The following is a 22,009-nucleotide window of genomic DNA, read 5'->3' as shown; positions in this document are numbered from 1 at the left end:
CCCGCGCGCGCATGTCCCTGTCCGCCCTGTACGACCTGCCGGCCCCGGCCAAGCTCAATCTCTTCCTGCATGTCGTCGGCCGCCGCGCCGACGGCTATCACCTGCTGCAGTCGGTGTTCCGGCTGATCGACTGGTGCGACACGATCCATCTGGAACGCCGCGCCGACGGCCGGATCAGCCGCGAGGACCTCGGTCCGGCGCTGCCCGAGGACGACCTGTGCACCCGCGCCGCGCGGCTGCTGCAGCAGGTGACCGGCACCCGCGAGGGCGTGCACGTCGCGATCGACAAGCAGGTGCCCTGGGGGGCCGGCCTGGGCGGCGGAAGCTCCGATGCCGCCACCGTGCTGCTGGGGCTGAACCGGCTGTGGAAACTCGGGCTGGACCGGCGCACGCTGCTGGAGCTCGGCGTGAAACTGGGCGCGGACGTGCCGTTCTTCGTCGGCGGACGCAATGCCTGGGTCGAGGGCATCGGCGAGATCCTGACCCCGATCGAGCTGCCGCCGGCAACCTATCTGGTGCTCAAGCCCCCGGTCGCGATTCCGACCGCCGCGATTTTTTCGAGCCCCCTCTTGCGCCGCGACACGAAACCCGCCACAATTGCAGTCTTTCTCGCAGAGCCCGAGTTCGGGAAAAACGATCTGCAAGCCGGCGCCGAAGCGTACAGCAAGCAAGTAGTTGACGGACTAAAAATTCTCAAGCAGAATCTAGGGCTCAGCAAGATGAGCGGATCAGGAAGCGCAGTTTTTGCGCAGTATCCGGAAAGTCTGCGAGAATGCAGTGTCCAGCACGACACGCTGACAGAAAAGGTTCTTCGGAGTTTGGCGACACCGAATGAGCTCTGGACAGCGAGAACGTGCAGAGGTCTGGATGAACACCCGATGCAGCATTGGGTGCAGGACTGAAAAGCGGCACAGAGTTTTCGGGCGCGTCGACAGACGGGTCCAGCGTAGGGGAGTCGCCAAGTTGGTTAAGGCATCGGATTTTGATTCCGACATGCGAGGGTTCGAGTCCTTCCTCCCCTGCCAAACCATCCACATCAAGCGCCTGCCGGTCACACGGCGAGGCGCTTGTTTCTTGATGGCCTGAAAAGTCCGCTTCCGCGGGCAGCTCCGCACATGCTCTCCGACACCCTTCTCTTCACCGGCAACGCCAACCCGGCCCTGGCCCGCGAGATCGCCTCCGAACTGGGCCTCGAACTGGGCAAGGCTGCCGTCGGTCACTTCTCCGACGGCGAAGTCACCGTCGAGATCCAGCAGAACGTCCGCGCCCGCGACGTCTTCGTCGTCCAGCCGACCTGCGCGCCGACCAACGAGCACCTGATGGAGCTGCTGCTGATGGTCGATGCGCTCAAGCGCGCCTCGGCCCGTCGCATCACCGCGGTGATCCCGTATTTCGGCTACGCACGCCAGGACCGCCGTCCGCGCTCGACCCGCGTGCCGATCAGCGCCAAGGTCGTCGCCAACATGCTGGAAGCCGCCGGCGTCAACCGCGTGCTGACGATGGACCTGCACGCCGACCAGATCCAGGGCTTCTTCGACATTCCGGTCGACAACATCTACGCCTCGCCGATGCTGCTGAGCGACCTGAAGGGCAAGGACTACGAGAACCTCGTGGTCGTCTCGCCCGACGTCGGCGGCGTGGTGCGCGCGCGGGCCCTGGCCAAGCAGCTCGGCTGCGACCTGGCCATCATCGACAAGCGCCGCCCGAAGGCGAACGTCTCCGAAGTGATGCATGTCATCGGCGACATCGACAAGCGCAACTGCGTGATCATGGACGACATGATCGACACCGCCGGCACGCTGGTGAAGGCCGCCGAGGTGCTCAAGGACCGCGGCGCCAACAGCGTCTTCGCCTACTGCACGCACCCGATCCTGTCGGGTCCGGCCGTGGACCGCATCGCCGGCTCGCAGCTCGACGAGGTGGTGGTGACCAACACCATCCCGCTGCGTGGCGCGGCCAAGGACTGCAAGAAGATCCGCCAGCTGTCGGTGGCCTTCCTGTTCGCCGAAACGATCCGTCGCATCTCCGACGGCGCCTCGGTGACCGATCTCTTCTCGGAACAGAACAACAACTTCTGATCCGTTTCACCCGGGGCGGCCTGGTCGCGGGCGCCCTTCCATTGTCTGGAGAAATCACATGAAATTCGTCGCATTCCCGCGCGAAGTGCAGGGGACCGGAGCGAGCCGCCGCCTGCGCAATGCCGGCAAGGTTCCCGGCATCGTCTACGGCGTCAAGGATCCGGCCCAGATCGAGCTGGACCACAATGCGCTGTACCACGCGCTGAAGAAGGAAGCCTTCCACTGCTCCGTCCTCGAGATGGAACTGGGCGGCGAGACCACCAAGGTCGTGCTGCGCAGCCTGCAGATGCACCCGTTCCGCCCGCTGGTCCTGCATGTGGACTTCCAGCGCGTCGACGCCACCACCCGCATCCGCAAGCGCGTTCCGCTGCACTTCATCAACGAAGCCGAGTCGCAAGCCGTCAAGCTCGAGAAGTGCACGATCAACCACGTCGTGGCCGAGCTGGACATCGAGTGCCTGGCCGAGCAGCTGCCGGAATTCCTGACCGTCGACCTGAAGGGCATGGTCAAGGGCAAGTCGCTGCACGTCGACGATCTGGTGCTCGACCCGAGCATCAAGGTCCGCACGCACGGCCGCAAGAACCCGGTCATCGCCACCCCGGTGGAGATCGTCGAGGAAATCATCGTCGTCGCTGCCGCTCCGGCCGCCGACAAGGGCAAGAAGGGCAAGGGCAAGAAGTAATTCTTGCCTCGCGACCCTGGTTGCACCGACGAGAAGCCCCGCCCTGGCGGGGCTTTTTTGCGTGGGAAGGAGATCATGATCCGACTGCTGGTCGGCCTGGGCAATCCGGGCCCCGAATACGAGGCGACCCGCCACAACGCGGGCTTCTGGTGGATCGACACCGTAGCGCGGCGCCTGGGCGCGCACCTGAGCGCCGACAAGGCCTATCACGGTCTGGTCGCGCGGGTGAACCGCCCGGCCGGCCCGATCTGGCTGATCGAGCCGCAGACCTACATGAATCTGTCGGGCAAGTCGGTGGCGCCGCTGGCGCGCTTCTTCCGCATCGCGCCCGAGGAAATCCTGGTGGTGCACGACGAGCTCGACGTGCTGCCCGGCCAGATGAAGCTCAAGCAGGGCGGCAGCGCCGCCGGCCACAACGGGCTGAAGGACATCCAGGCCCAGCTCGGCTCGCCGGCCTTCTGGCGGCTGCGCCTCGGGATCGGGCATCCGGGCGACCGCGCCGAGGTCGCGGGCTATGTGCTGCGCAAGCCGCCGGCATCGGAGCGCGAGCTGATCGAGGGCTGCATCGACCGCTCGATGGAGGCGCTCGACCTGCTGCTGGCCGGCGACATGGCGAAGGCCACCGCACTGCTGCACGCCGGGCCGCAGCGCCCGAAGCCGCCGCGCCCGCCCAGGCCGCCGGCAGCGCCGACGCCGACCGAAGGCGGCTGAGCCGACGCGTTCAGCCGATCGAGGTGCGCGGCAGCGCGCTGCGCTGCAGCAGGTCGTACTTGGCCTGCAGCTGCTCGCGCGTCTCGACATGCTCCGGATGGACCGGAATGCACTCGACCGGGCAGACCTGCACGCACTGCGGCTCGTCGAAATGGCCGACGCACTCGGTGCAGCGCGCCGGGTCGATGACGTAGAACTCCTCGCCCATCGAGATGGCCTGGTTCGGGCACTCGGGCTCGCAGACGTCGCAGTTGATGCACTCGCTGGTGATGGTCAGCGCCATGATCCGGTTCTCCTGAGGCCCGCTCAGTCGCGCGGACCGGCGGCCACGCGCTGCTGCAGACGCGCCAGCACCGACGGCGCGACGAACTTCGACACATCGCCGCCGAGCATCGCGATCTCGCGCACGAAGGTGCCGCTGACGAACTGGTACTGGTCGCTCGGCGTCAGGAACAGCGTCTCGACCTCGGGCATGAGCTGGCGGTTCATGCCCGCCATCTGGAACTCGTACTCGAAGTCGCTGACCGCGCGCAGGCCGCGCACCACCACCTTGCCGCCGTTCTCGACGACGAAGTTGCGCAGCAGGCCGCGGAAGGCGACCACCTCGACATTGCCGTAGGGCTGGGCCAGCTCCTGCGCGATCTCCAGGCGCTCCTCGAGCGTGAACATCGTGCGCTTGTGGTGGCCGGCGGCGACCGCCACGATCAGGCGGCTGAACAGCCGGCTGGCGCGACGCATCAGGTCCTGGTGACCCAGGGTCATCGGGTCGAAGGTGCCGGGATAGATCGCGGTGAGTTGCTGGATCGCGGGGGTCAAGACGGGCTCCGGAGCGGATGCTTCAGGGGTGCAGTTTCAGAAGATGATAATGCACCATGCCGGCGCGGCCATGACGGTGCAGCGTCAGCCCCAGCGCGGCGCAGGCGGCCTCGTCGAAGGGCCGGTCGGCCTCCAGGTAGATGCAGCCGCCCTCGCCCAGCAGCCGCCGCGCCGCCTGCAGCGCACGCTCGAACAGGTCGGCGCCGAAAGGCGGATCGAGCAGCACCAGATCGAAATGCCCGGCGGGAGCTCCCGCCATCCAGGCCAGCGCGTCGGTGCGCCGCACCTCGACCATCGTCGCGCCGAGCCGCGCGGCCGCCTGCTGCAGCTGCGCGGCCGCGCGCGGCCCCTGCTCCAGCAGCACCACCTCGACCGCGCCGCGCGAGGCCGCCTCGAAGCCGAGCGCGCCGGTGCCGGCGAAGGCATCGAGCACCCGCCAGCCCGAGAGATCCTGGCCGAGCCAGTTGAACAGCGTCTCGCGCACCCGGTCGGGCGTCGGGCGCAGACCGGGCTCGGCCAGCACCGGCAGCCGCGTGCGCTTCCAGCGCCCGCCGATCAGGCGGATCTCTCCGGGCGCGCCACCGTCGGCACGGGAAGCGCGGGGGGCGTGCGGCGAGGCCGGCGCACGGCGGTCGGGATGATTTCTGGGCACGGGCGGCATTCTAGTCAGGCGGGCTGCCTACAATCGGACCATCATCCTGCGGCCGTCTGCTGCCCGCCTCGCGCGGCACCGGCGCCGGCCCTGCCCGACTCCCTGCCGGCTGCTCACCCGGCCCCCGCCCGCATGTTCAGTTTCCTCCGTCGCAAGCTCTTCTCGTCGTCTCCGGCCCCGGAACCCGCTCCCGAGGGGCCGCAGGACGGCCCGGCGGCCGAGTCGCCCTCGGCAGCGTCCCTGCCCGCCCCTGCCCTGGCGCCTGTACCGGCCGACCTGCCGGCGCCCGTCACGCCCCTGGAGCCCGCACCGGCCCCGGCCGCACGCGGCTCCTGGCTGCAGAAGCTCAAGGCCGGCCTGCAGCGCACCGGCTCCAGCATCGCCCAGGTCTTCACCGGCACGAAGATCGACGAGGCGCTCTACGAGGAGCTCGAGGCCGCGCTGCTGATGGCCGACGCCGGCGTGGGCGCCACCGAATACCTGCTCGAGGAGCTGAAGAAGCGCGTCAAGGACACGCGCTGCACCGATCCGGCCGGCGTGAAGGCGCTGCTGGCCGAGGTGCTGGCCGAGCTGCTCGCGCCGCTGGAAGGCTCGCTGCAGATCGGCGCGACCCAGCCCACCGTGATGATGGTCGCCGGCGTCAACGGCGCGGGCAAGACCACCAGCATCGGCAAGCTCACCCGCCATCTGGCCGAGCAGGACAGCAAGGTGCTGCTGGCTGCGGCCGACACCTTCCGCGCCGCCGCGCGCGAGCAGCTGGCGGTCTGGGCGGACCGCAACCGCGTGGAGATCGTCAGCCAGGAAGGCGGCGATCCGGCCGCCGTCTGCTTCGACGCGGTCTCGGCCGGCAAGGCGCGCGGCTGCGACGTGGTCATCGCCGACACCGCCGGCCGGCTGGCCACGCAGCTGCACCTGATGGACGAGCTGCGCAAGATCCGCCGCACGCTGGGCCGCGCGATGGAGGGCGCGCCGCACGAGGTGCTGCTGGTGGTCGACGGCAACACCGGCCAGAACGCCTTCACCCAGGTCAAGGCCTTCGACGAGGCGATCGGCCTGACCGGGCTGATCGTCACCAAGCTCGACGGCACCGCCAAGGGCGGCGTGCTCGCGGCCATCGCGCTGTGGGTGCGCGAGCGCGTCGCGCAGGGCAAGCCGGCGGTGCCGGTCTACTTCATCGGCGTCGGCGAGAAGCTGGAGGACCTGCAGACCTTCAGCGCCCGCGAGTTCGCGCAGGCGCTGCTGAGCTGAGCCGGCAGGCCCGGCGGCCTCAGGCGGCCGGCTGCAGCGGTCCGTCGCGGTCCGACATCAGCCGGTCGATCCAGGCCTGCAGGTAGCTGGCGATCTCGACCGAGGCGCCGGAGGCACTCACCGGCTCGACCGGGCCGTCGCGCAGCGCGACCGCACCGTCCAGGCCGAGCAGCGCCGACAGCGTCGCAGCCTCCAGCGGCGACTCGGCCGCCGGACCCTCGGACGCGGTGCCCAGCAGCACGCCGCGCGAGACGTCGACACCGGCCAGCGCGATGCCCAGCCGGGCCGCCGCGTCGGCCAGCACATGGCCGCCTTCGACCAGCGCGGCGCTGGCGCCGCACAGCAGGCCGATCTGCTCCGGCAGCGAGCCGACCTCGCAGCACAGCAACCGCGCCGCGTCGATGCGCTCGCGCAGGCCGGCCGGACGCGGTCCGCCCGACGGCATCAGCAGCACCGGACCGTCGAGCGCAGGCTGCTGCGCCAGCAGCGCCTTCAGCGCCTCGCGGGTCGGCGCATCGATCATCCACAGCCGGCGCATCGGGCCGCCCGCACCCAGCAGCGCCTCGACCAGTCGCCGAGCCGCCTCGACCGGATGGCCGAGCAGCGAGACCGCCACCAGCATGAAGGGCTCGCCCTCGACGCCATTGACCGACCAGGTCGGGCCGAAATACATCGGCAGGCCGTTGCGCAGGCAGGCCCCGGACGGTGCGGGCACCTCCGGCCACAGCCGCGCCAGCGCGTCGGACTCGAGCCGGTCGGGCACGCAGAACAGCCTATCCGGCTGCAGGCCCTGACGCCGCAGCTGGCCCATCGGCGCCGCCTGCCCCGGCACGAACAGCACGTCGGCCGCCTGCTCGATCATCGTCGCGTTCCAGGCCTGCGGCCCGGTGGTGCGGGTGCCGGCCTCCAGCCGCAGCAGCGGCAGGCCGCGCTGGTGCGCGGCCAGGCAGCAGGCGGTCATCGCGTCGCTCGATCCCAGGCTCAGCACCGCCATCGGCGCGAATTCCTCGATGAACTGGCCGAGCCCCTCGGTCATGCGCGAGATGCTCTGCTCGATGTCGCCCGGCACCCATTCGAGATCGAGGCCGACCTCGAGCGTCGGCAGCACGCGGCCCATGCCGTTCCACGGCCAGACCAGAGGCAGGGGCCCGAGGCTGACCAGCACCATGCGCGGCGCGCGGCCGATCTCGGCCATCGCCTCGGCCAGCGCGGCGAACTTCAGCGCGGCGCTGGTGCTGTCGGCCAGGCACAGCAGGACATCGCGGCTGGCGCGGCGCGCCAGCAGGCCGTCGGCATGGCTGCGCGCGGCGCGGATCGCGGAGGTGAGCGCCTGCAGACGGGCCGCCGGCAGCGCCATGCGCGGCAGCGGCTCGCGTTCGAGCGAGTCGCGCGCGCGCTCGTCGAGCTCGATCGTGGCCGGTGCGGGCGCCTCGGCCGCCGGTGCCGGCGCAGGCTCGGGCGTCGCCGCCGGGCTCGGAACCGGAGCCGGTGCCGGCGGCGCGATGAACTGCAGCACCGGCGCCGAAGGGGGTGGCGCCACGGGTTCGGCGACCGGAACGGGGGCCGGCGCAGGCGCGTCCACCGCCGACGCAGCCGCCAGCGGCTCGACCGGCGCCAGGTCGCCCTCGCCGATCTCGCTGCGCAGCTCGGCGGCGGTGCGCTCGACCAGCTCGGCGTCGATGGTGTCGGCGCCGTCGAGGAAGGCCGCCAGCAGCGAGCGGTTGGTCAGGCGGTTCAGGCGCCGCGGCACGCCGCCGGACCAGCGGAACAGGCTGTCGAAGGCGGAGTCGGCGAAGGCCGGACGACGGCCGTCCCAGCCGACATGGCGCAGCCGGTGCTCGACATAGTCGCGCGCCTCCGCGAGCGTCAGCGGCCCGAGGTGGCAGGACGCGGTCACGCGCTGGCGCAGCTGCTCCATCGTCGGCGACTCGAGCAGGCGGCGCAGCTCCGGCTGGCCGACCAGGAAGCTCTGCAGCAGCGCATGGTTGCCGAGCTGGAAGTTCGACAGCATGCGCAGCTCCTCGACCGCGCGCGGTTCAAGGTTCTGCGCCTCGTCGACGATCAGCAGCGCATGACGCCCCTGCGCCGCCAGCGCGGTCAGGAAGGCCTCCAGCGTCGCGATCAGGTGCGCCTTGGAGCTGCTGGCCTGCGCGGGAATGCCGAAGGCGGTGATGATCGACTGCAGCAGCTCGCCCGACTCCAGCTGGGTGCTGACGATCTGCGCCGGCAGCACCTTCTGTCGGTCCAGCCCGTCGAGCAGCATGCGCACCAGCGTGGTCTTGCCCGCGCCGATCTCGCCGGTGATGACGACGAAGCCCTCGGCCTGCGCGACACCGTACTGCAGGTAGGCCAGCGCGCGGCCGTGGCCGCGGCTGTTGAAGTAGAACGCCGGATCCGGGTTGAGCTGGAAGGGCGGGCCGCTGAAACCGAAGTGGGATTCGTACATCGTCGTTCTTCGAAGCCGTCAGAAACGGTGCAGCAGGCCGGCGGAGAGGCCGGTCTCGCTGGCCGTCGGGCTGATCAGCGAGGTCGAGCCGGACTGGTGGCGCAGCGCGCCGGTGACCGTCGTGCGCGGCGACAGCGCGTGCGACAGGCCGAGCCGCACGATCGTGCCGCTGCGCGTGCCCAGCGTCGCGTTGGCGCCGATGCCCTCGGTGCGTGCGCGTGTCAGCGTCACCGAGGCGGTCGTGTCCGGATCGAGCCGGCGGCTCAGCCCCAGCGTCATGCCGCGCTGGATCGAGTCGCTGGCCAGGCCGACGATGCCGCTGCTGTCCTCGTTCCCGCCGTGATAGTCCTCCAGCCGCGTCTGGTACAGCCGCATCGTGAAGGTGTGGCGCACGCCGACCAGCGCCAGCGTGACGTTGACGCCCTGCTGGACCTGCACGGTGCGCGAGTACAGGTCGACCGCGCTGCCCAGCGAGTTCGACAGGCCGCGCTTGCTCATCAGGTCCTGCACCGCGGCCTGGCGGGTGGCCTCGTCGAGGATGCGCGTCTGCAGCATCGCGTCGATCATCGTGGCCACGTCGCCGCCGGCCTGCAGCGTGCCCAGGCGCGACGCGTAGGTCGAGGCCTGGCGCTGCAGTCCGGCCGACAGCGCCATGAAGGGCGAGCGGTGCGTCAGCGTGGCGTTCCAGCCGGTGCCGAAGAAGCGCTTCTCGACCAGGCTGTCGAACACGGTGCGCTCGGACGGCGCCCAGCGCAGCAGCACGCCGCGCAGCGTCTCGCGCACCGAGTTGGTCGAGTAGTCGGCGCCGTCGCTGCCGCCGGTCACGCCGAGCGTGAGCGTCGGATCCGGAGCGTACAGCGCCGACAGCCGCGCGGTGGCCAGCACGAGGCTGCCGGCGCTGTCGCGGTAGCGGGTGTCCTGGCGGTTGTACTCGGCACGCAGGCCGGTCGGCTGCGGGCGCAGGTCGTAGCGCAGCGTGTCGGTGCGCACATGCGCGTCGGCGTTGAGCTGCGCCGCCGCGGCGGTGCCGGTGCCCCGGCCCTGCGACCAGGTGTTGTCGCTGCGCGCGGTGAAGCGCGACCCCGGCGACAGCTCGCGGTCGATGTAGGGGCTGATCCGCTCGCGGGTGACGGTGCTGGCGGTGTAGTAGGTGGCCCCGTCGCCGAGCATCTCGAAGGGCGTCGACGAGGTGGTGTCGGCACCGAGCTCGGCGTCGACGAAGAACAGCCGCTCGAGCAGACGCGCGTTCAGCGCCACCTGGCCGCGCGGAAAGATGCGGTCGGCGCGGGTGCGGCCGAGGTACTGCACCACGTCGGCGGCGACGTTGGCATTGAGCCGGTAGTCCGGCCCGGTGCCGAGCAGCTGCAGCTGCGGCGTGACCGTCGTGACGACGTCGGCCTGGCGGTCGCCCTGCTGCAGGCCGACGTTGTTGGTCGCGGTGGCCGTGACCTTCAGCGCCGGCGCCACGCGCCATCCGCGCGCCGGCGCCGAGGCGGCCGCCGGAGGCGGCGCGCCGCCGACGCCGCCGAGCGCCTGGGCGGCGTCGGGAATCGCGTTGACCGGCGTGCGGTTCGGGTTGAACTGCGTCGCGGCCGCGCCGGCATCGTTGGCCGCTGCGCCCGGCACCTGCTGGGCCTGGGCCGCCACCACGGCCAGCGCACCGAGCACGGACAGCACGATGCGCCGCACCGCGGCAGCCTCAGGTGGCGTAGTAATAGCCATAGGCCTCGTTCGACTTGGTGCTGGCGCGGTTGAGCACCGACAGCACGATCGGGCACTGCTCGACCGCGGCATAGGCCTGCGTGACCTGCCCGTGCGTGGTCTTGCCGGCCTCGACGACCATGACGACCTGGCCGACGCGGGACGCCAGCACGCGCGACTCGGTGGTCGGGATCAGCGGCGGCGCATCGAAGACGATGATGCGGTCCGGGAAGCGCGAGGCCAGCTCGTCGAGCAGCTTCTCCATCGCCGCGCTGGCCAGCAGCTCGGTCGACTGCGCGTTGGCGGTGCCGGCCGGCAGCAGCGTCAGCTTGGGCACGTTGGTGCGCAGCATCACGTCGGCCAGGTCGAGCGAGGGCGACTTCAGCACATCCATCAGGCCGCGCGAGGGCTCGATGCCGCAGCGCGCCAGCACCGAGGGGCGCAGCACGTCGGCGTCGACCAGCAGCACCGACAGGTCGACCTCCATCGCGATGCTCATCGCGAGGTTGATCGCGAAGAAGGTCTTGCCCTCGCCGGGCATCGCGCTGACGACCTGGATCAGGTTGGCGCGCGGGATGTGCTGCGCCGTCTCGCCACGGGCATTGGCCAGCAGCGGGCGCTTGATGATGCGCATCTGCTCGGCCAGCTGCGAGCGGGCCTGCGTGGGCACCAGATAGCCCTCGCGCTCGAGACGGGCGACGTCGATCATGACCTCGCGCGAGCGCCGGCCGGACGAGGGCAGCATCTCGACCTGGGCGCTGCGCACCGCAGGCACCGCGGGTGCCGCCGCGACCGCCGCGACGGCGGCCGGCGCGGACGCGCCCGCCGGCCCGGCCTCGGCCGGCAGCGGCACCGCGGGCGTGGCGCCGGGCTGCGCCGCCGGGCTTCCGCCCGGCATGTCGGGCACCGGGACGTCGTAGCCGGCGCGCTTGAGTTCAGCCAGGCGCTTGGCGGCCTGCTCGATGGTGTTCATCTGGATGACTCCCTCAGGTGGCCGCGCGCATCGAGATCCAGGCCATCCAGCCGACATTCGCCAGCAGGAACAGCCCCATCACGCCGGCCAGCTTCATGCGGTCCTGGCGCAGCTGGTCACGCTCGCGAGGATCCTCGATCTTCGTCAGGCTGCCCAGCACCGGACGCTTGGTGAACTCGCGCAGCTCGCGCTCGCTGGCGAAGGTCGGGTTGACCAGCGTCATCGCGTAGGCGACGGCGACGCCGATCACCATCGACAGCAGCATCACGCCCGCAGCCATCTGGATGCGGCTCGGGAAGACCGGCGCCGGCAGCATGCGCGGCGGCTCGATGATGCGGAAGTCGGCCATCGACGCGGTCTGGTCGATCTTCACGCCCAGCGAGGCGGCCTCGCGGCGCTGCACCAGCTGGTCGTAGTTGCGACGCAGGATCTCGTAGTCGCGGTTCATCTGCGCCAGCTCCGCCTCGGCCTGCGGCACGCGGTTGGCCTGCGAGCGGATCTCCTCCAGGCGTGCGGCCTGGGCCTCGAGCTGGCCGCGCAGCGAGGCGACGTTGGCCTCGGCATCCGAGAGGTTGTTGCGCAGGCGCTGGTAGACCGGATTGGTCGCGGCGGTGCGGCGCTTCGGGTTCTCGGCACGCAGGCGGTCGAGCTCGGCGCGACGGTTCTGCTCGAGCTCGGTGATCATGCGCCGCGTCGTCTTCACGTCGGGGTGGTTCTCGGTGTAGCGGCGCTCCATGTCGTCGAGCTGGCGCTTGAGCGCGAGGATGCGCTCGTCGAGGTCCGGCGTCATCGACACCGCGGAGGCGGCGCCCATCGGCAGCTGCGGATCCTCGCCCTCGAGATCGCGGCGGATCGCGTCGCGCGAGCGCTCGGCGGCGCTGAGCTGCACCTTCAGGCGGTTGACCTCGTCGGTCATCGACTGGATCCGGCCGAAGAAGTCCTGCGTCTGCGTCGCCGCGACGTTCATGTTCTTCAGCTTGAATTCCTTCAGGCGGTTCTCCGACTCGGTCAGCTTGGTCTCGTAGGACTTGATCTGCTCGTCGATGAAGCGGCTCGCGTCGGCCGAGTCCTTGCGCTTGGAGTCGATGCCGCTCTCCATGAACATGGAGACCAGGGCCTCGACCAGGCGCTGGGCGCGCTCGCCGTTGGTGTCGCGATAGCTGATGGCGTAGAGGTTGTTGCCCCCGGTCTGCTCGACCTTGATGGTCTTCATCAGCGTCTCGATCTGGCTGTCGACCTTCGACGGCTCGACCTTCTCGAGTCCGACCGTGGGGTTGTTGACCAGACGCTCGACGTTCGGGCGCGAGATCAGCGTGCGGCCGAGCATGCGAACCTGCTGGTCGATGTCGGGCTGGAAGGCCAGACCGACCATCATCGGACGCAGCACGGTCTGCGTGTCCACATAGATCCGGGCTCGAGCCTCGTGGCGCTCGGGCACGACCATGACCACCAGCGCACCAAGAATGGCCACCAGCCACGCGACGGCCACCGCCACCCAGCGGTGTCGCCATACGCTTCCAGCCAAGATCGCAGCCTGTCGGGTGAAATCGTTCATACCGGCTGTCTACCTGTAATCGTCAGTTCGGGCCGTCGGACCGCGGGCCGCCCCTGCCGGGGCCGGCCATGTGCGACGGCAGGCGTGTCTCAGAACCAGCTCTGGGGCACGATGATGATGTCGCCCGGCTTGACATCGACGTTGGCCGAGATGTCGCCGCGCTTGAGCAGGTCCTTCAGCCGGACGCTGTACTGCTTGCCGCCTTCGGAGCCGCGCACCAGCACGGCCGAGTTGCCGTCGGCGAAGTCGGTCAGGCCGCCGGCCTGGATCATGACGTCGAGCAGGCTCATGTTCTGGCGGAAGGCCACGCTCTGCGGCTTGGCCGCCTCGCCGACGATGCGGATCTGGTCGCTGTAGACCCCCTGGAACGAGCCGACGACCACGGTGACGACCGGATCGCGGATCACCTTGCCGAGTTCCTTCTCGATCTCGCGCGACAGGTCATACGGGTTCTTGCCCGACGCCAGCAGATCCTCGACCAGCGGCGTGGAGATGCGGCCGTCCGGACGCACGGTGACGGTCGCCGACAGCTCCGGGTTGCGCCAGACGACGACATTGAGCGTGTCCAGCGGGCCGATGCGATAGCGGTGGTCCGGCGTCTCGGCGCTGCGCGGCGCCGGCGGATAGCGGCCGATGCTGCCGCAACCCGACAGGGCCCCCACAGCCAGCGTCGAAGCCAGCAGCCATGCGGCCGCACGCGTGAGACGGCCCGTTTCGATCCTCATGCGAATTCCTCTCTTCAATAACTGCAAGCCAACTGCGATAGCCAGAGCAATCTGTCCCGCCGGTCTGTCCACACGGTGACGTGATCGTACCGTCGGTTTGCAATGATTCCTTACAGAACAGGCCTGTCGGACAGCAATCGTGACCATTCGTGAACCAGAACCGGCATTTCCGCCCAAATGAAAAAAATGAACATCACCCCAAACGAAACAGCGCACGAACAAAGGCTCGTGCGCTGTCGCAAGGAAGGCTGTGCCGGCAGCGGGCAGGTCTCCCCGGTATTCCTCAGTGCGCTCCCTCGCGGAACAGCACCACGCTGACCGTCTCGATCAGGACCTGCAGGTCCAGCAGCAGCGAGTTGTTCTTGACGTAGTACAGGTCGAACTGGTGCTTCTTGCGCGCGTCCTCGAGCGAGGCGCCGTAGGCGTAGCGGACCTGGGCCCAGCCGGTCAGGCCCGGCTTCACCGTGTGGCGCAGGTCGTAGTAGGGAATCTGCTCGCGCAGCTGGGCGACGAAGGACGGGCGCTCCGGACGCGGACCCACCATGCTCATCTCGCCGCGCAGCACGCTGAAGAGCTGCGGCAGCTCGTCGATGCGGGTCTTGCGGATGAAGGCGCCGACGCGGGTGATACGCGAGTCGTTCTTGGACGCCCAGCGGGCCACGCCATCCTTCTCGGCATCGGTGCGCATGCTGCGGAACTTGATGCACATGAAGCCCTTGCCGCTCATGCCGACGCGCTCCTGCTTGTAGAGGATCGGGCCGGGGCTGTCGAGGCGGATCGCCAGCGCGGTCAGCAGCATGACCGGCGCACCCAGCACCAGCAGCACCGAGGAGCTGACGATGTCGAACAGGCGCTTGGTGATCTCGCGGGCATGGCCCTGGACGAAGCCGTCGCCGTAGACCAGCCAGCTGGCCTTCAGGCTGTCGACCGGCACCTCGGCCTTCGTGCGCTCGTAGAAGTAGGCCAGATCCATGATCGGCACGCCGCCGATGCGGCACTCGAGCAGATCGTTCATCGGCACGCCGCCGCCGCGCTGCTCACGCACCGCGACGATGATCTCGTTGATGCGGTGCTCGCGCACCAGGTCGACCAGCTTCTGGCGGGCATCGAACACATGGGCGGCGCCACGCAGCGCGGCCCGGTCGGTCTGCTCGGTGGTCGGGTAGAAGCCGACGACGTCGTAGCCGGCCCACTGGCCGCCGGCGCGCAGGTCGGTGCAGACCTGGCGCGCATCCGGGCCGGTGCCGACGATCAGCACGCGACGGGTGCCGACGACCTGACGCACGCCCCAGGCCACGCCACGGTAGATCGCCAGACCCACCATCAGGTAGACCAGCGAGTAGCCGACCAGGCTGCTGGCGTAGCCGTCATAGCGGATGTACTTGATCGTCAGGTAGGTGATGTAGCCACCGACCAGGAAGGCGAAGCCGATGCGCAGCACCATCGGCACCAGGCCGAGGTTGCGATGACGGTACAGGCCGACGAAGGAGTACAGCAGCGCCATCACCAGCGCGAAGGAGAAGGCCGAGAAGAGGATCGTCGGCGTGATGACCTGGGTCAGCGGACTGGCTCCGGGCACCGGACTGGCCAGCGTGGCTGCAGACAGCAGCGCGGCGATGAAGCAGAGCAGACCATCGGCGAACAGTTCCACGAAGTGGGTTCCCGACGACCGGTGCTGGAAAACTCGAAACATTCTTGCAGCCCCCTTGGCAAACACTGGATGCCCTTGCGCATCCCGCCGCGCGGAAGGCTGGCATCCCTGCCCTCCGGATTTTCGACCCAAGCGGTCCGGCCTCGACATCGGCTCGACCGGCTCCCCCTCACGCAAGGGAGACTGGATCACGATTGTGTGACGTATTAACGAGAGAGTGAAGACTTGTACCAACTGTGACTCTGACAGAGGTGCAAATCAGACAGTACGCCGAATTCTGTAACGGTCGTTCGAATTGAGAAAACAAGTAATCCCGCAATCCCGGTACTGCCGCATCACCGCGCAGTCTGGCGTGCAATACGCACTCGAAGGCCGACCAGGATCAACTCCGGCTCAACATTTCAGACCGACGTGCAGCGCGACGACACCACCTGTCAGGTTGTGGACATCGACATGCCCGAAGCCGGCGGTCTTCATCATCGCCTTCAGCTCGGCCTGCCCGGGATGCATGCGGATCGACTCGGCCAGGTAGCGGTAGCTCTCGGCGTCGCCGGCCACCAGCTGGCCCAGCTTCGGCAGCACGCTGAAGGAGTACCAGTCGTAGACCTTCTCGAGCGGCGCGGCCACCTTGGAGAACTCCAGCACCATCAGCTTGCCGCCCGGCTTGAGCACCCGGCACATCTCGGCCAGCGCGACATCCTTGTGCGTCATGTTGCGCAGGCCGAAGGCGACCGAGACGATGTCGAAGCGCGCCTCCGGGAAGGGCAGCTTCTCGGCATCGCACAGCACCGTCGGCAGCACCAGCCCCTCGTCGACCAGCCGGTCGCGGCCGCGGCCGAGCATCGCCTCGTTGATGTCGGTGTGCACCACGCAGCCGCTGCGGCCGACCTTGCGCGCGAAGGCGCGGCTCAGGTCGCCGGTGCCGCCGGCGATGTCGAGCACCTGCTGGCCCTCGCGCGCACCCGAGACGGCCAGCGTGTAGGCCTTCCAGAGCCGGTGCATGCCGCCCGACATCAGGTCGTTCATCAGGTCGTAGCGGGCCGCGACCGAGTCGAACACGCCGCGCACCATGCGCGCCTTGCTCTGCTCGTCGACGGTCTTGAAGCCGAAATGGGTATCGCTCATGGGCAGGAAATCGGGTCGGGGAATTAGCAGCTTCCGTGCCTGACGGATCTCAGTGGCCGTGGGACGCGCAGGCACCACCGGCGCTCGCGGCGCCCTGCATCGGTGCATCGCGGTCGACGCCGGCCGCGCTCAGGCGATCGAGGTACTCCTGCCAGAGCTGCGCCTGGCGCATGCCCAGGTCGTGCAGCATCTCCCAGGTGTAGAGGCCGCTGTCGTGGCCGTCGCTGAAGACGGGCTGGATCGCGTAGTGGCCGACCAGCTGCAGGTCGACGACCTCGACCTCGCGCTTGCCGGTCTGCAGCACCTCCTGCCCGGGGCCGTGGCCGCGGACCTCGGCCGACGGCGAGTACACGCGCAGCAGTTCGTAGGGCAGACGGAAGGTCTGGCCGTCGTCGAAGCCGATCTCCAGCACGCGGGACTGCTGGTGCAGCGTCAGCGCGGTGGGCTGGGGCACGGAATGGGTCATGCGGGAAGGGTCCGGAAAAGGCGCGCCGGCAGCGGCGCGACCGGGAGGATCAGAGGCACCGCGGCGGCAGCCGACGGTGCAGGCGCCCCGATTATCCGCGACCGGCCGTGACGGCGGACATGACAAAGGTGAAGAGACGGGACAAGCGGGCCGGCGGGCCCGCCTGCAGGCACGACTCAGACCAGGACGCGCTCGATGCCGCCGGCATTGGCCCGCGCGACGTACTCCGGCATCCAGTTCTCGCCGAGGATGCGGCGTGCCATCTCGACGACGATGTAGTCGGCCTCGAGCAGGCCGTCCTTCAGGTCGTCGCCATAGCGCGACAGGCCCTGCAGGCAGCTCGGGCAGGAGGTCAGGATCTTCAGGTCGCCCTGGGCACCCTGCGCACGCAGCTGGCCTTCGGCCCTGCGGATCTCCTCTTCCTTGCGGAATCGGATCTGCGTCGAGATGTCGGGGCGGGTCACGCCCAGCGTGCCGGACTCGCCGCAGCAGCGCTCGGCCTTGACCACGCCGGGGCCGACCAGCGCCTTGACCGTCTTCATCGGGTCCTGCAGCTTCATCGGCGTGTGGCAGGGGTCGTGGTACATGAAGTTACCTTGTCCCTGCAGCGTGATGCCTTTTTCCAACAGATATTCGTGGATGTCGACGATGCGGCAGCCGGGGAAGATCTTGTCGAACTGGTAGCCCTGGAGCTGGTCGTAGCAGGTGCCGCACGAGACCACCACCGTCTTGATGTCGAGGTAGTTCAGCGTGTTGGCGACGCGGTGGAACAGCACGCGGTTGTCGGTGATCATCTGCTCGGCCTTGTCGAACTGGCCGGAGCCGCGCTGCGGATAGCCGCAGCACAGGTAGCCCGGCGGCAGCACCGTCTGCACGCCGGCGTGCCAGAGCATCGCCTGCGTGGCCAGGCCGACCTGGCTGAACAGCCGCTCCGAGCCGCAGCCGGGGAAGTAGAACACCGCCTCGGTCTCGGCGGTGGTCGCCTTCGGGTCGCGGATGATCGGCACGTAGTCGCGGTCCTCGATGTCGAGCAGCGCGCGCGCGGTCTTCTTCGGCAGGCCGCCGGGCATCTTCTTGTTGACGAAGTGGATGATCTGCTCCTTGATCGGAGCCGGTCCCACCGTCGCCGGCGGCGCGCTGGTCTGCTTCTTCGCGGCCAGCTTGAGCACGTCGTGCGCCAGGCGCTGCGCCTTCATGCCGACGCCCACCATCGCCGAGCGGGCGATCTTGATCGTCTCGGGGTTCGTGGCGTTGAGCATCAGCATCGCGGCGGCGTTGCCCGGCCGGAAGCTCTTCTTGCCCATCTTGCGCAGCAGGTTGCGCATGTTCATCGTCACGTCGCCGAAGTCGATCTTGACCGGGCACGGCGTGAAGCACTTGTGGCAGACGGTGCAGTGGTCGGCGACGTCCTCGAACTCCTCCCAGTGCTTGAGGCTGACGCCGCGGCGGGTCTGCTCCTCGTACAGGAAGGCCTCGATCAGCAGCGAGGTGCCCAGGATCTTGTTGCGCGGGCTGTAGAGCAGGTTGGCGCGCGGCACATGCGTGGCGCACACCGGCTTGCACTTGCCGCAGCGCAGGCAGTCCTTGACCGACGCGGCGATGTCGCCGATGTCGCTCTGCTGCATGATCAGCGACTCGTGCGTCATCAGGCCGAAGCTGGGCGTGTAGGCCTCGCTCAGGTCGGCCGAGCGGGTGTCGGTGCCCAGGTCGGTGACGCGGTCCTGCGGGCGCAGCAGCTTGCCCTTGTTGAAGCGCCCTTCCGGATCGATGCGCGCCTTGTAGGCGGCGAAGTTCGCCAGCTCGGCGTCGGTCAGGAACTCCAGCTTGGTGATGCCGATGCCGTGCTCGCCCGAGATCACGCCGCCCAGGCTGCGCGCCAGCACCATGATCCGCGCGACCGCCTCGTGCGCGGTCTGCAGCATCTCGTAGTTGTCGGAGTTCACCGGGATGTTGGTGTGCACGTTGCCGTCGCCGGCATGCATGTGCAGCGCCACCCAGGTGCGCCCGCGCAGCACTTCCTTGTGCATCTTCTTGCAGGCCTCGATGACCGGCACGAAGGCCGCGCCGGCGAAGAGCCGCTGCTGGAAGGCCTTGAGGATCTGCGTCTTCCACGACGCGCGCAGGCTGACGTCCTGGATCTGCTCGAAGAAGGTCCGCCCGGTGTCGGGCTGCACGACATCGAGGCCGTCGCGCCACTGCTGCCACTGCGCGCGGACCTCGCGGATCAGCGCCAGGGCCTGCTGCACGCGGTCCTCGAGCAGCTCGGCGCTCGGGATCTCGCTGGCATCGTCGGTCTTGCCCAGCGGCAGGTTGCCGCTCTGGAAGAAGGCCTCCAGCCGGTCGGCCAGCGCGATCTTGTTGCGCAGGGAGAGCTCGATGTTGATGCGCTCGATGCCCAGCGTGTACTCGCCCATGCGCTCGAGCGGGATCACCACGTCCTCGTTGACCTTGAACGCGTTGGTGTGCTTCGAGATCGCGGCGGTGCGCTTGCGGTCGAGCCAGAACTTCTTGCGCGCGTCGGCCGAGATGGCGACGAAGCCCTCGCCCGAGCGGCCGTTGGCCAGGCGCACCACCTCGCTGGTGGCGCGCGCGACCGCGTCCTCGTCGTCGCCGACGATGTCGCCGATCAGCACCATCTTGGGGAAGCCGCCGCGCTTGCTCTTGGTCGCGTAGCCGACCGCCTTCAGGTAGCGGTCGTCGAGATGCTCGAGGCCGGCCAGGATCGCGCCGCCCGGCTTCTTCATCTCGCCGAACATGAAGTCCTTGATCTCGACGATCGAGGGCACGCAGTCCTTCGGGTTGCCGAAGAACTCCAGGCAGACGGTGCGGGTGTGCGCCGGCATGCGGTGCACCACCCAGCGCGCCGAGGTGATCAGGCCGTCGCAGCCTTCCTTCTGGATGCCGGGCAGACCGGCGAGGAACTTGTCGGTGACATCCTTGCCCAGGCCTTCCTTGCGGAAGACGCGCCCCGGGATGTCGAGCCGCTCGGTGCGCTCGAGCGTGCGGCCCGAGGCATCGAAGTAGTTCAGCTCGAAGCGGGCGACCTCGACGTCGTGGATCTTGCCCAGGTTGTGGTCCAGGCGCACCACCTCGAGCCACTTGGCCTCGGGCGTGACCATGCGCCAGCTGGCCAGGTTGTCCAGCGCCGTGCCCCACAGCACCGCCTTCTTGCCGCCGGCGTTCATGGCGATGTTGCCGCCCACGCACGAGGCCTCGGCCGAGGTCGGATCGACCGCGAAGACATGGCCGCCGCGCTCGGCCGCATCGGCCACGCGCTGCGTGACGACGCCGGCGCCGGTCCAGATCGTCGGCACCTTGTGCGCGACGCCCGGCAGGTCGACGAACTCGACCTCGGTCATCTGCTCGAGCTTCTCGGTGTTGATGACCGCGCTCTTCCAGGTCAGCGGCACGGCGCCGCCGGTGTAGCCGGTGCCGCCCCCGCGCGGGATGATCGTCAGGCCGAGCTCGACGCAGCCGGCCACCAGCGCGGCCATCTCGGCCTCGGTGTCGGGCGTCAGCACGACGAAGGGGTACTCGACGCGCCAGTCGGTGGCGTCGGTGACGTGGGCCACGCGGCTCAGGCCGTCGAACTTCAGGTTGTCGGCGCGGGTGTGGCGGCCCAGCACCTTCTTCGTGCGCTGGCGCAGGTCGTGGACCTGGCGGAAGCGCTCGGCGAAGCGCTCGACCGCGCCGCGCGCCATCGCCATCAGCTCGCCGACCAGCGCGTCGCGCGCCGGATCGGCGCCGGGCGTGCGGCGCTTCTCGACCTCGGCGAGGCGGTGATGCAGAGCCTCGATGAGGTTCTCGCGCCGCTTCGGGTTGTCGATCAGGTCGTCTTCGAGGTAGGGATTGCGCTGCACGACCCAGATGTCGCCCAGCACCTCGTAGAGCATGCGTGCGGAGCGACCGGTGCGGCGCTCGCCGCGCAGCTGGTCGGCCAGCTCCCAGGCGCGCGCGCCCAGCAGGCGGATGATGATCTCGCGGTCGGAGAACGAGGTGTAGTTGTACGGAATCTCGCGCAGGCGCGGTTCGGCGTGGGCCGGATCGACGTCCTGACCGGGGGACTGGAGCAGCGGATTGGGGGGCAGCGGAGCGTTCATGGGGCCGCGAAGGCAGCAGCGCGAGGCGCGCGCAGGACCGGCAATGCTACCGCAGCGGGCCTTTTTCCCGCCGCGGCACGTCCTTTCCGGTCCCGAGACGGCGTGGATGCGCTGCCACGAAAAGCTGTCTTGACCCGGACATCGCCACGGCGCAATCTGGAGGCCGACCAGCACGAGGGATCCCGATGAACCTGCCCGACGACCCCATCAGCGACGACGAGGACACGACACCGACCCCGGCGCGGCCCTGGCCCTATCCGCTGTGGTTCGCGCACCGCGGCGCCGGCCGGCTGGCGCCGGAGAACACCCTGGCGGCGATGCGCGCCGGGGCCGGCCTGGGCTGGCGCGCCTTCGAGTGCGACGTGCGGCTGAGCGCCGACGGCGTGCCCTTCCTGCTGCACGACGACACGCTCGAGCGCACCACCGATGCCGCCGGCGCGGCGCTCGACCTGGGCTGGGCCGAGCTGTCGCGGCTCGACGCCGGCGGCTGGCACGGCCGGATCTTCGCCGGCGAGCCGCTGGCCAGCCTGGACGGCGTCGCCGCCTTCTGCCTGCGCAACAGCCACGCGCTGAACATCGAGCTGAAGGCCGCGGCCGGCGACGAGGAGCGCACCGGCCGGCAGGTCGCGCTGGAGGTGCGCCGCCTCTGGGGCGAGGCGGTGCACGACGAGCAGGCGATCTGGCCGCTGCTGAGCTCGTTCCGGCCGCAGGCGCTGGCGGCGGCCCGCGAGGTCGCGCCGGAGCTGCCGCGCGCGCTGCTGGTCGAGACGCTGTGGCCCGACTGCATCGACATCGCCGAGCGGCTGGGCTGCAGCGCGATGGTGCTCGCGCAGTCGCTGCTCACGCCGGAGCTGATCCGGCGGCTGCATCGCGACGGCCTGCGCGTGCTGGCCTACACCGTCAACGATCCCGGCCGCGCCGGCGAGCTGATCGACCTGGGCATCGACGGCCTGATCAGCGACGAGGTCGACCGCTTCGTGCCGGCCGACTGAGCGACCCCGGCCGGCGCGTGCCGCCGGTTTTTCGCGAACCGGCGCACCTTCTCAAGAGCCTTCCCGACGCCTCCGATATCGGCGAGGC

18 protein-coding genes and 1 tRNA gene are annotated in these 22,009 nt (G+C 69.4%); 7 read left to right on the top strand and 12 right to left on the bottom strand.

The genetic code is table 11. The annotated features are described in order from the left end of the window. Nucleotides 1–11 precede the first annotated feature (11 nt). From ispE to pth, 5 genes are all read left to right on the top strand, one after another. Entirely contained in the window at nt 12–902 is an 891-nt protein-coding gene (gene ispE, locus HNQ01_RS07045) for a 4-(cytidine 5'-diphospho)-2-C-methyl-D-erythritol kinase (RefSeq protein ID WP_173804656.1), read from the top strand. A 46-nt stretch (nt 903–948) separates the two neighbouring features. Then, a tRNA-Gln gene (locus HNQ01_RS07040) sits at nt 949–1,025 on the top strand. A gap of 90 nt (nt 1,026–1,115) precedes the next feature. Continuing rightward, on the top strand, nt 1,116–2,078 hold the full coding sequence (locus tag HNQ01_RS07035; protein ID WP_173804655.1) for a ribose-phosphate pyrophosphokinase: 963 nt from the start codon (nt 1,116–1,118) through the stop codon (nt 2,076–2,078). A gap of 58 nt (nt 2,079–2,136) precedes the next feature. After that, on the top strand, nt 2,137–2,760 hold the full coding sequence (locus HNQ01_RS07030; protein WP_173804654.1) for a 50S ribosomal protein L25/general stress protein Ctc: 624 nt from the start codon (nt 2,137–2,139) through the stop codon (nt 2,758–2,760). A 75-nt stretch (nt 2,761–2,835) separates the two neighbouring features. Next, the gene (gene pth / locus HNQ01_RS07025) at nt 2,836–3,471 is read left to right on the top strand and encodes an aminoacyl-tRNA hydrolase (protein ID WP_173804653.1); all 636 of its coding nucleotides are present in this window, start codon (nt 2,836–2,838) and stop codon (nt 3,469–3,471) included. A 10-nt stretch (nt 3,472–3,481) separates the two neighbouring features. Here the strand turns inward: pth and HNQ01_RS07020 are convergent, their stop codons facing one another. Genes HNQ01_RS07020 through rsmD form a run of 3 tightly spaced genes read right to left on the bottom strand, consistent with a single transcriptional unit; the run spans nt 3,482 to nt 4,948 of the window. Further along, nucleotides 3,482–3,754: a YfhL family 4Fe-4S dicluster ferredoxin gene (locus tag HNQ01_RS07020; protein WP_173804652.1), complete on the bottom strand. Its 273-nt coding sequence runs from the start codon at nt 3,752–3,754 to the stop codon at nt 3,482–3,484. Nucleotides 3,755–3,777: 23 nt separating this feature from the next. Then, on the bottom strand, nt 3,778–4,287 hold the full coding sequence (gene coaD, locus HNQ01_RS07015; protein WP_076458432.1) for a pantetheine-phosphate adenylyltransferase: 510 nt from the start codon (nt 4,285–4,287) through the stop codon (nt 3,778–3,780). A 22-nt stretch (nt 4,288–4,309) separates the two neighbouring features. Beyond that, on the bottom strand, nt 4,310–4,948 hold the full coding sequence (rsmD, locus tag HNQ01_RS07010; RefSeq protein ID WP_173804651.1) for a 16S rRNA (guanine(966)-N(2))-methyltransferase RsmD: 639 nt from the start codon (nt 4,946–4,948) through the stop codon (nt 4,310–4,312). Between the two features lie 123 nt (nt 4,949–5,071). On the opposite strand from rsmD, the gene ftsY reads away from it, so the two are divergent. Beyond that, nucleotides 5,072–6,187: a signal recognition particle-docking protein FtsY gene (gene ftsY, locus HNQ01_RS07005; protein ID WP_173804650.1), complete on the top strand. Its 1,116-nt coding sequence runs from the start codon at nt 5,072–5,074 to the stop codon at nt 6,185–6,187. Between the two features lie 19 nt (nt 6,188–6,206). Here ftsY and HNQ01_RS07000 read toward each other — a convergent pair whose 3' ends face one another. The 9 genes from HNQ01_RS07000 to HNQ01_RS06960 all read right to left on the bottom strand — a co-directional run bounded on the left by HNQ01_RS07000 (nt 6,207) and on the right by HNQ01_RS06960 (nt 20,929). Continuing rightward, nucleotides 6,207–8,633: an XrtA/PEP-CTERM system-associated ATPase gene (locus HNQ01_RS07000; protein WP_173804649.1), complete on the bottom strand. Its 2,427-nt coding sequence runs from the start codon at nt 8,631–8,633 to the stop codon at nt 6,207–6,209. Nucleotides 8,634–8,651: 18 nt separating this feature from the next. Further along, nucleotides 8,652–10,322 carry a TIGR03016 family PEP-CTERM system-associated outer membrane protein gene (locus HNQ01_RS06995; RefSeq protein WP_173804648.1) on the bottom strand — a complete coding sequence of 557 codons (1,671 nt, stop codon included), beginning with the start codon at nt 10,320–10,322 and terminating at the stop codon, nt 8,652–8,654. Nucleotides 10,323–10,332: 10 nt separating this feature from the next. Continuing rightward, nucleotides 10,333–11,307: an XrtA-associated tyrosine autokinase gene (locus HNQ01_RS06990; protein ID WP_173804647.1), complete on the bottom strand. Its 975-nt coding sequence runs from the start codon at nt 11,305–11,307 to the stop codon at nt 10,333–10,335. 13 nt (nt 11,308–11,320) lie between these two features. Beyond that, the gene (locus HNQ01_RS06985) at nt 11,321–12,832 is read right to left on the bottom strand and encodes an XrtA system polysaccharide chain length determinant (RefSeq protein WP_173804646.1); all 1,512 of its coding nucleotides are present in this window, start codon (nt 12,830–12,832) and stop codon (nt 11,321–11,323) included. A 119-nt stretch (nt 12,833–12,951) separates the two neighbouring features. Continuing rightward, nucleotides 12,952–13,587, bottom strand: coding sequence for an XrtA/PEP-CTERM system exopolysaccharide export protein (locus tag HNQ01_RS06980; RefSeq protein ID WP_173804645.1), 636 nt, complete (start codon nt 13,585–13,587; stop codon nt 12,952–12,954). Between the two features lie 283 nt (nt 13,588–13,870). Further along, nucleotides 13,871–15,238, bottom strand: a complete 1,368-nt coding sequence (locus HNQ01_RS06975) for a TIGR03013 family XrtA/PEP-CTERM system glycosyltransferase (protein ID WP_353621650.1) — start codon at nt 15,236–15,238, stop codon at nt 13,871–13,873. Nucleotides 15,239–15,631: 393 nt separating this feature from the next. Then, the gene (ubiE, locus tag HNQ01_RS06970; protein ID WP_173804643.1) at nt 15,632–16,363 is read right to left on the bottom strand and encodes a bifunctional demethylmenaquinone methyltransferase/2-methoxy-6-polyprenyl-1,4-benzoquinol methylase UbiE; all 732 of its coding nucleotides are present in this window, start codon (nt 16,361–16,363) and stop codon (nt 15,632–15,634) included. Nucleotides 16,364–16,412: 49 nt separating this feature from the next. Beyond that, the gene (locus HNQ01_RS06965; protein WP_173804642.1) at nt 16,413–16,829 is read right to left on the bottom strand and encodes a gamma-butyrobetaine hydroxylase family protein; all 417 of its coding nucleotides are present in this window, start codon (nt 16,827–16,829) and stop codon (nt 16,413–16,415) included. Nucleotides 16,830–17,005: 176 nt separating this feature from the next. Further along, nucleotides 17,006–20,929, bottom strand: coding sequence for a DUF3683 domain-containing protein (locus HNQ01_RS06960; RefSeq protein WP_173804641.1), 3,924 nt, complete (start codon nt 20,927–20,929; stop codon nt 17,006–17,008). A gap of 185 nt (nt 20,930–21,114) precedes the next feature. Between HNQ01_RS06960 and ugpQ the strand changes: the two genes are divergently transcribed. Then, nucleotides 21,115–21,921, top strand: coding sequence for a glycerophosphodiester phosphodiesterase (ugpQ, locus tag HNQ01_RS06955; protein WP_173804640.1), 807 nt, complete (start codon nt 21,115–21,117; stop codon nt 21,919–21,921). Nucleotides 21,922–22,009: the final 88 nt, after the last annotated feature.

This window comes from Sphaerotilus uruguayifluvii (assembly GCF_013294065.1).
Lineage (GTDB): Bacteria > Pseudomonadota > Gammaproteobacteria > Burkholderiales > Burkholderiaceae_C > Sphaerotilus > Sphaerotilus uruguayifluvii.
This window is presented reverse-complemented; position numbering and strand designations above follow the sequence as displayed.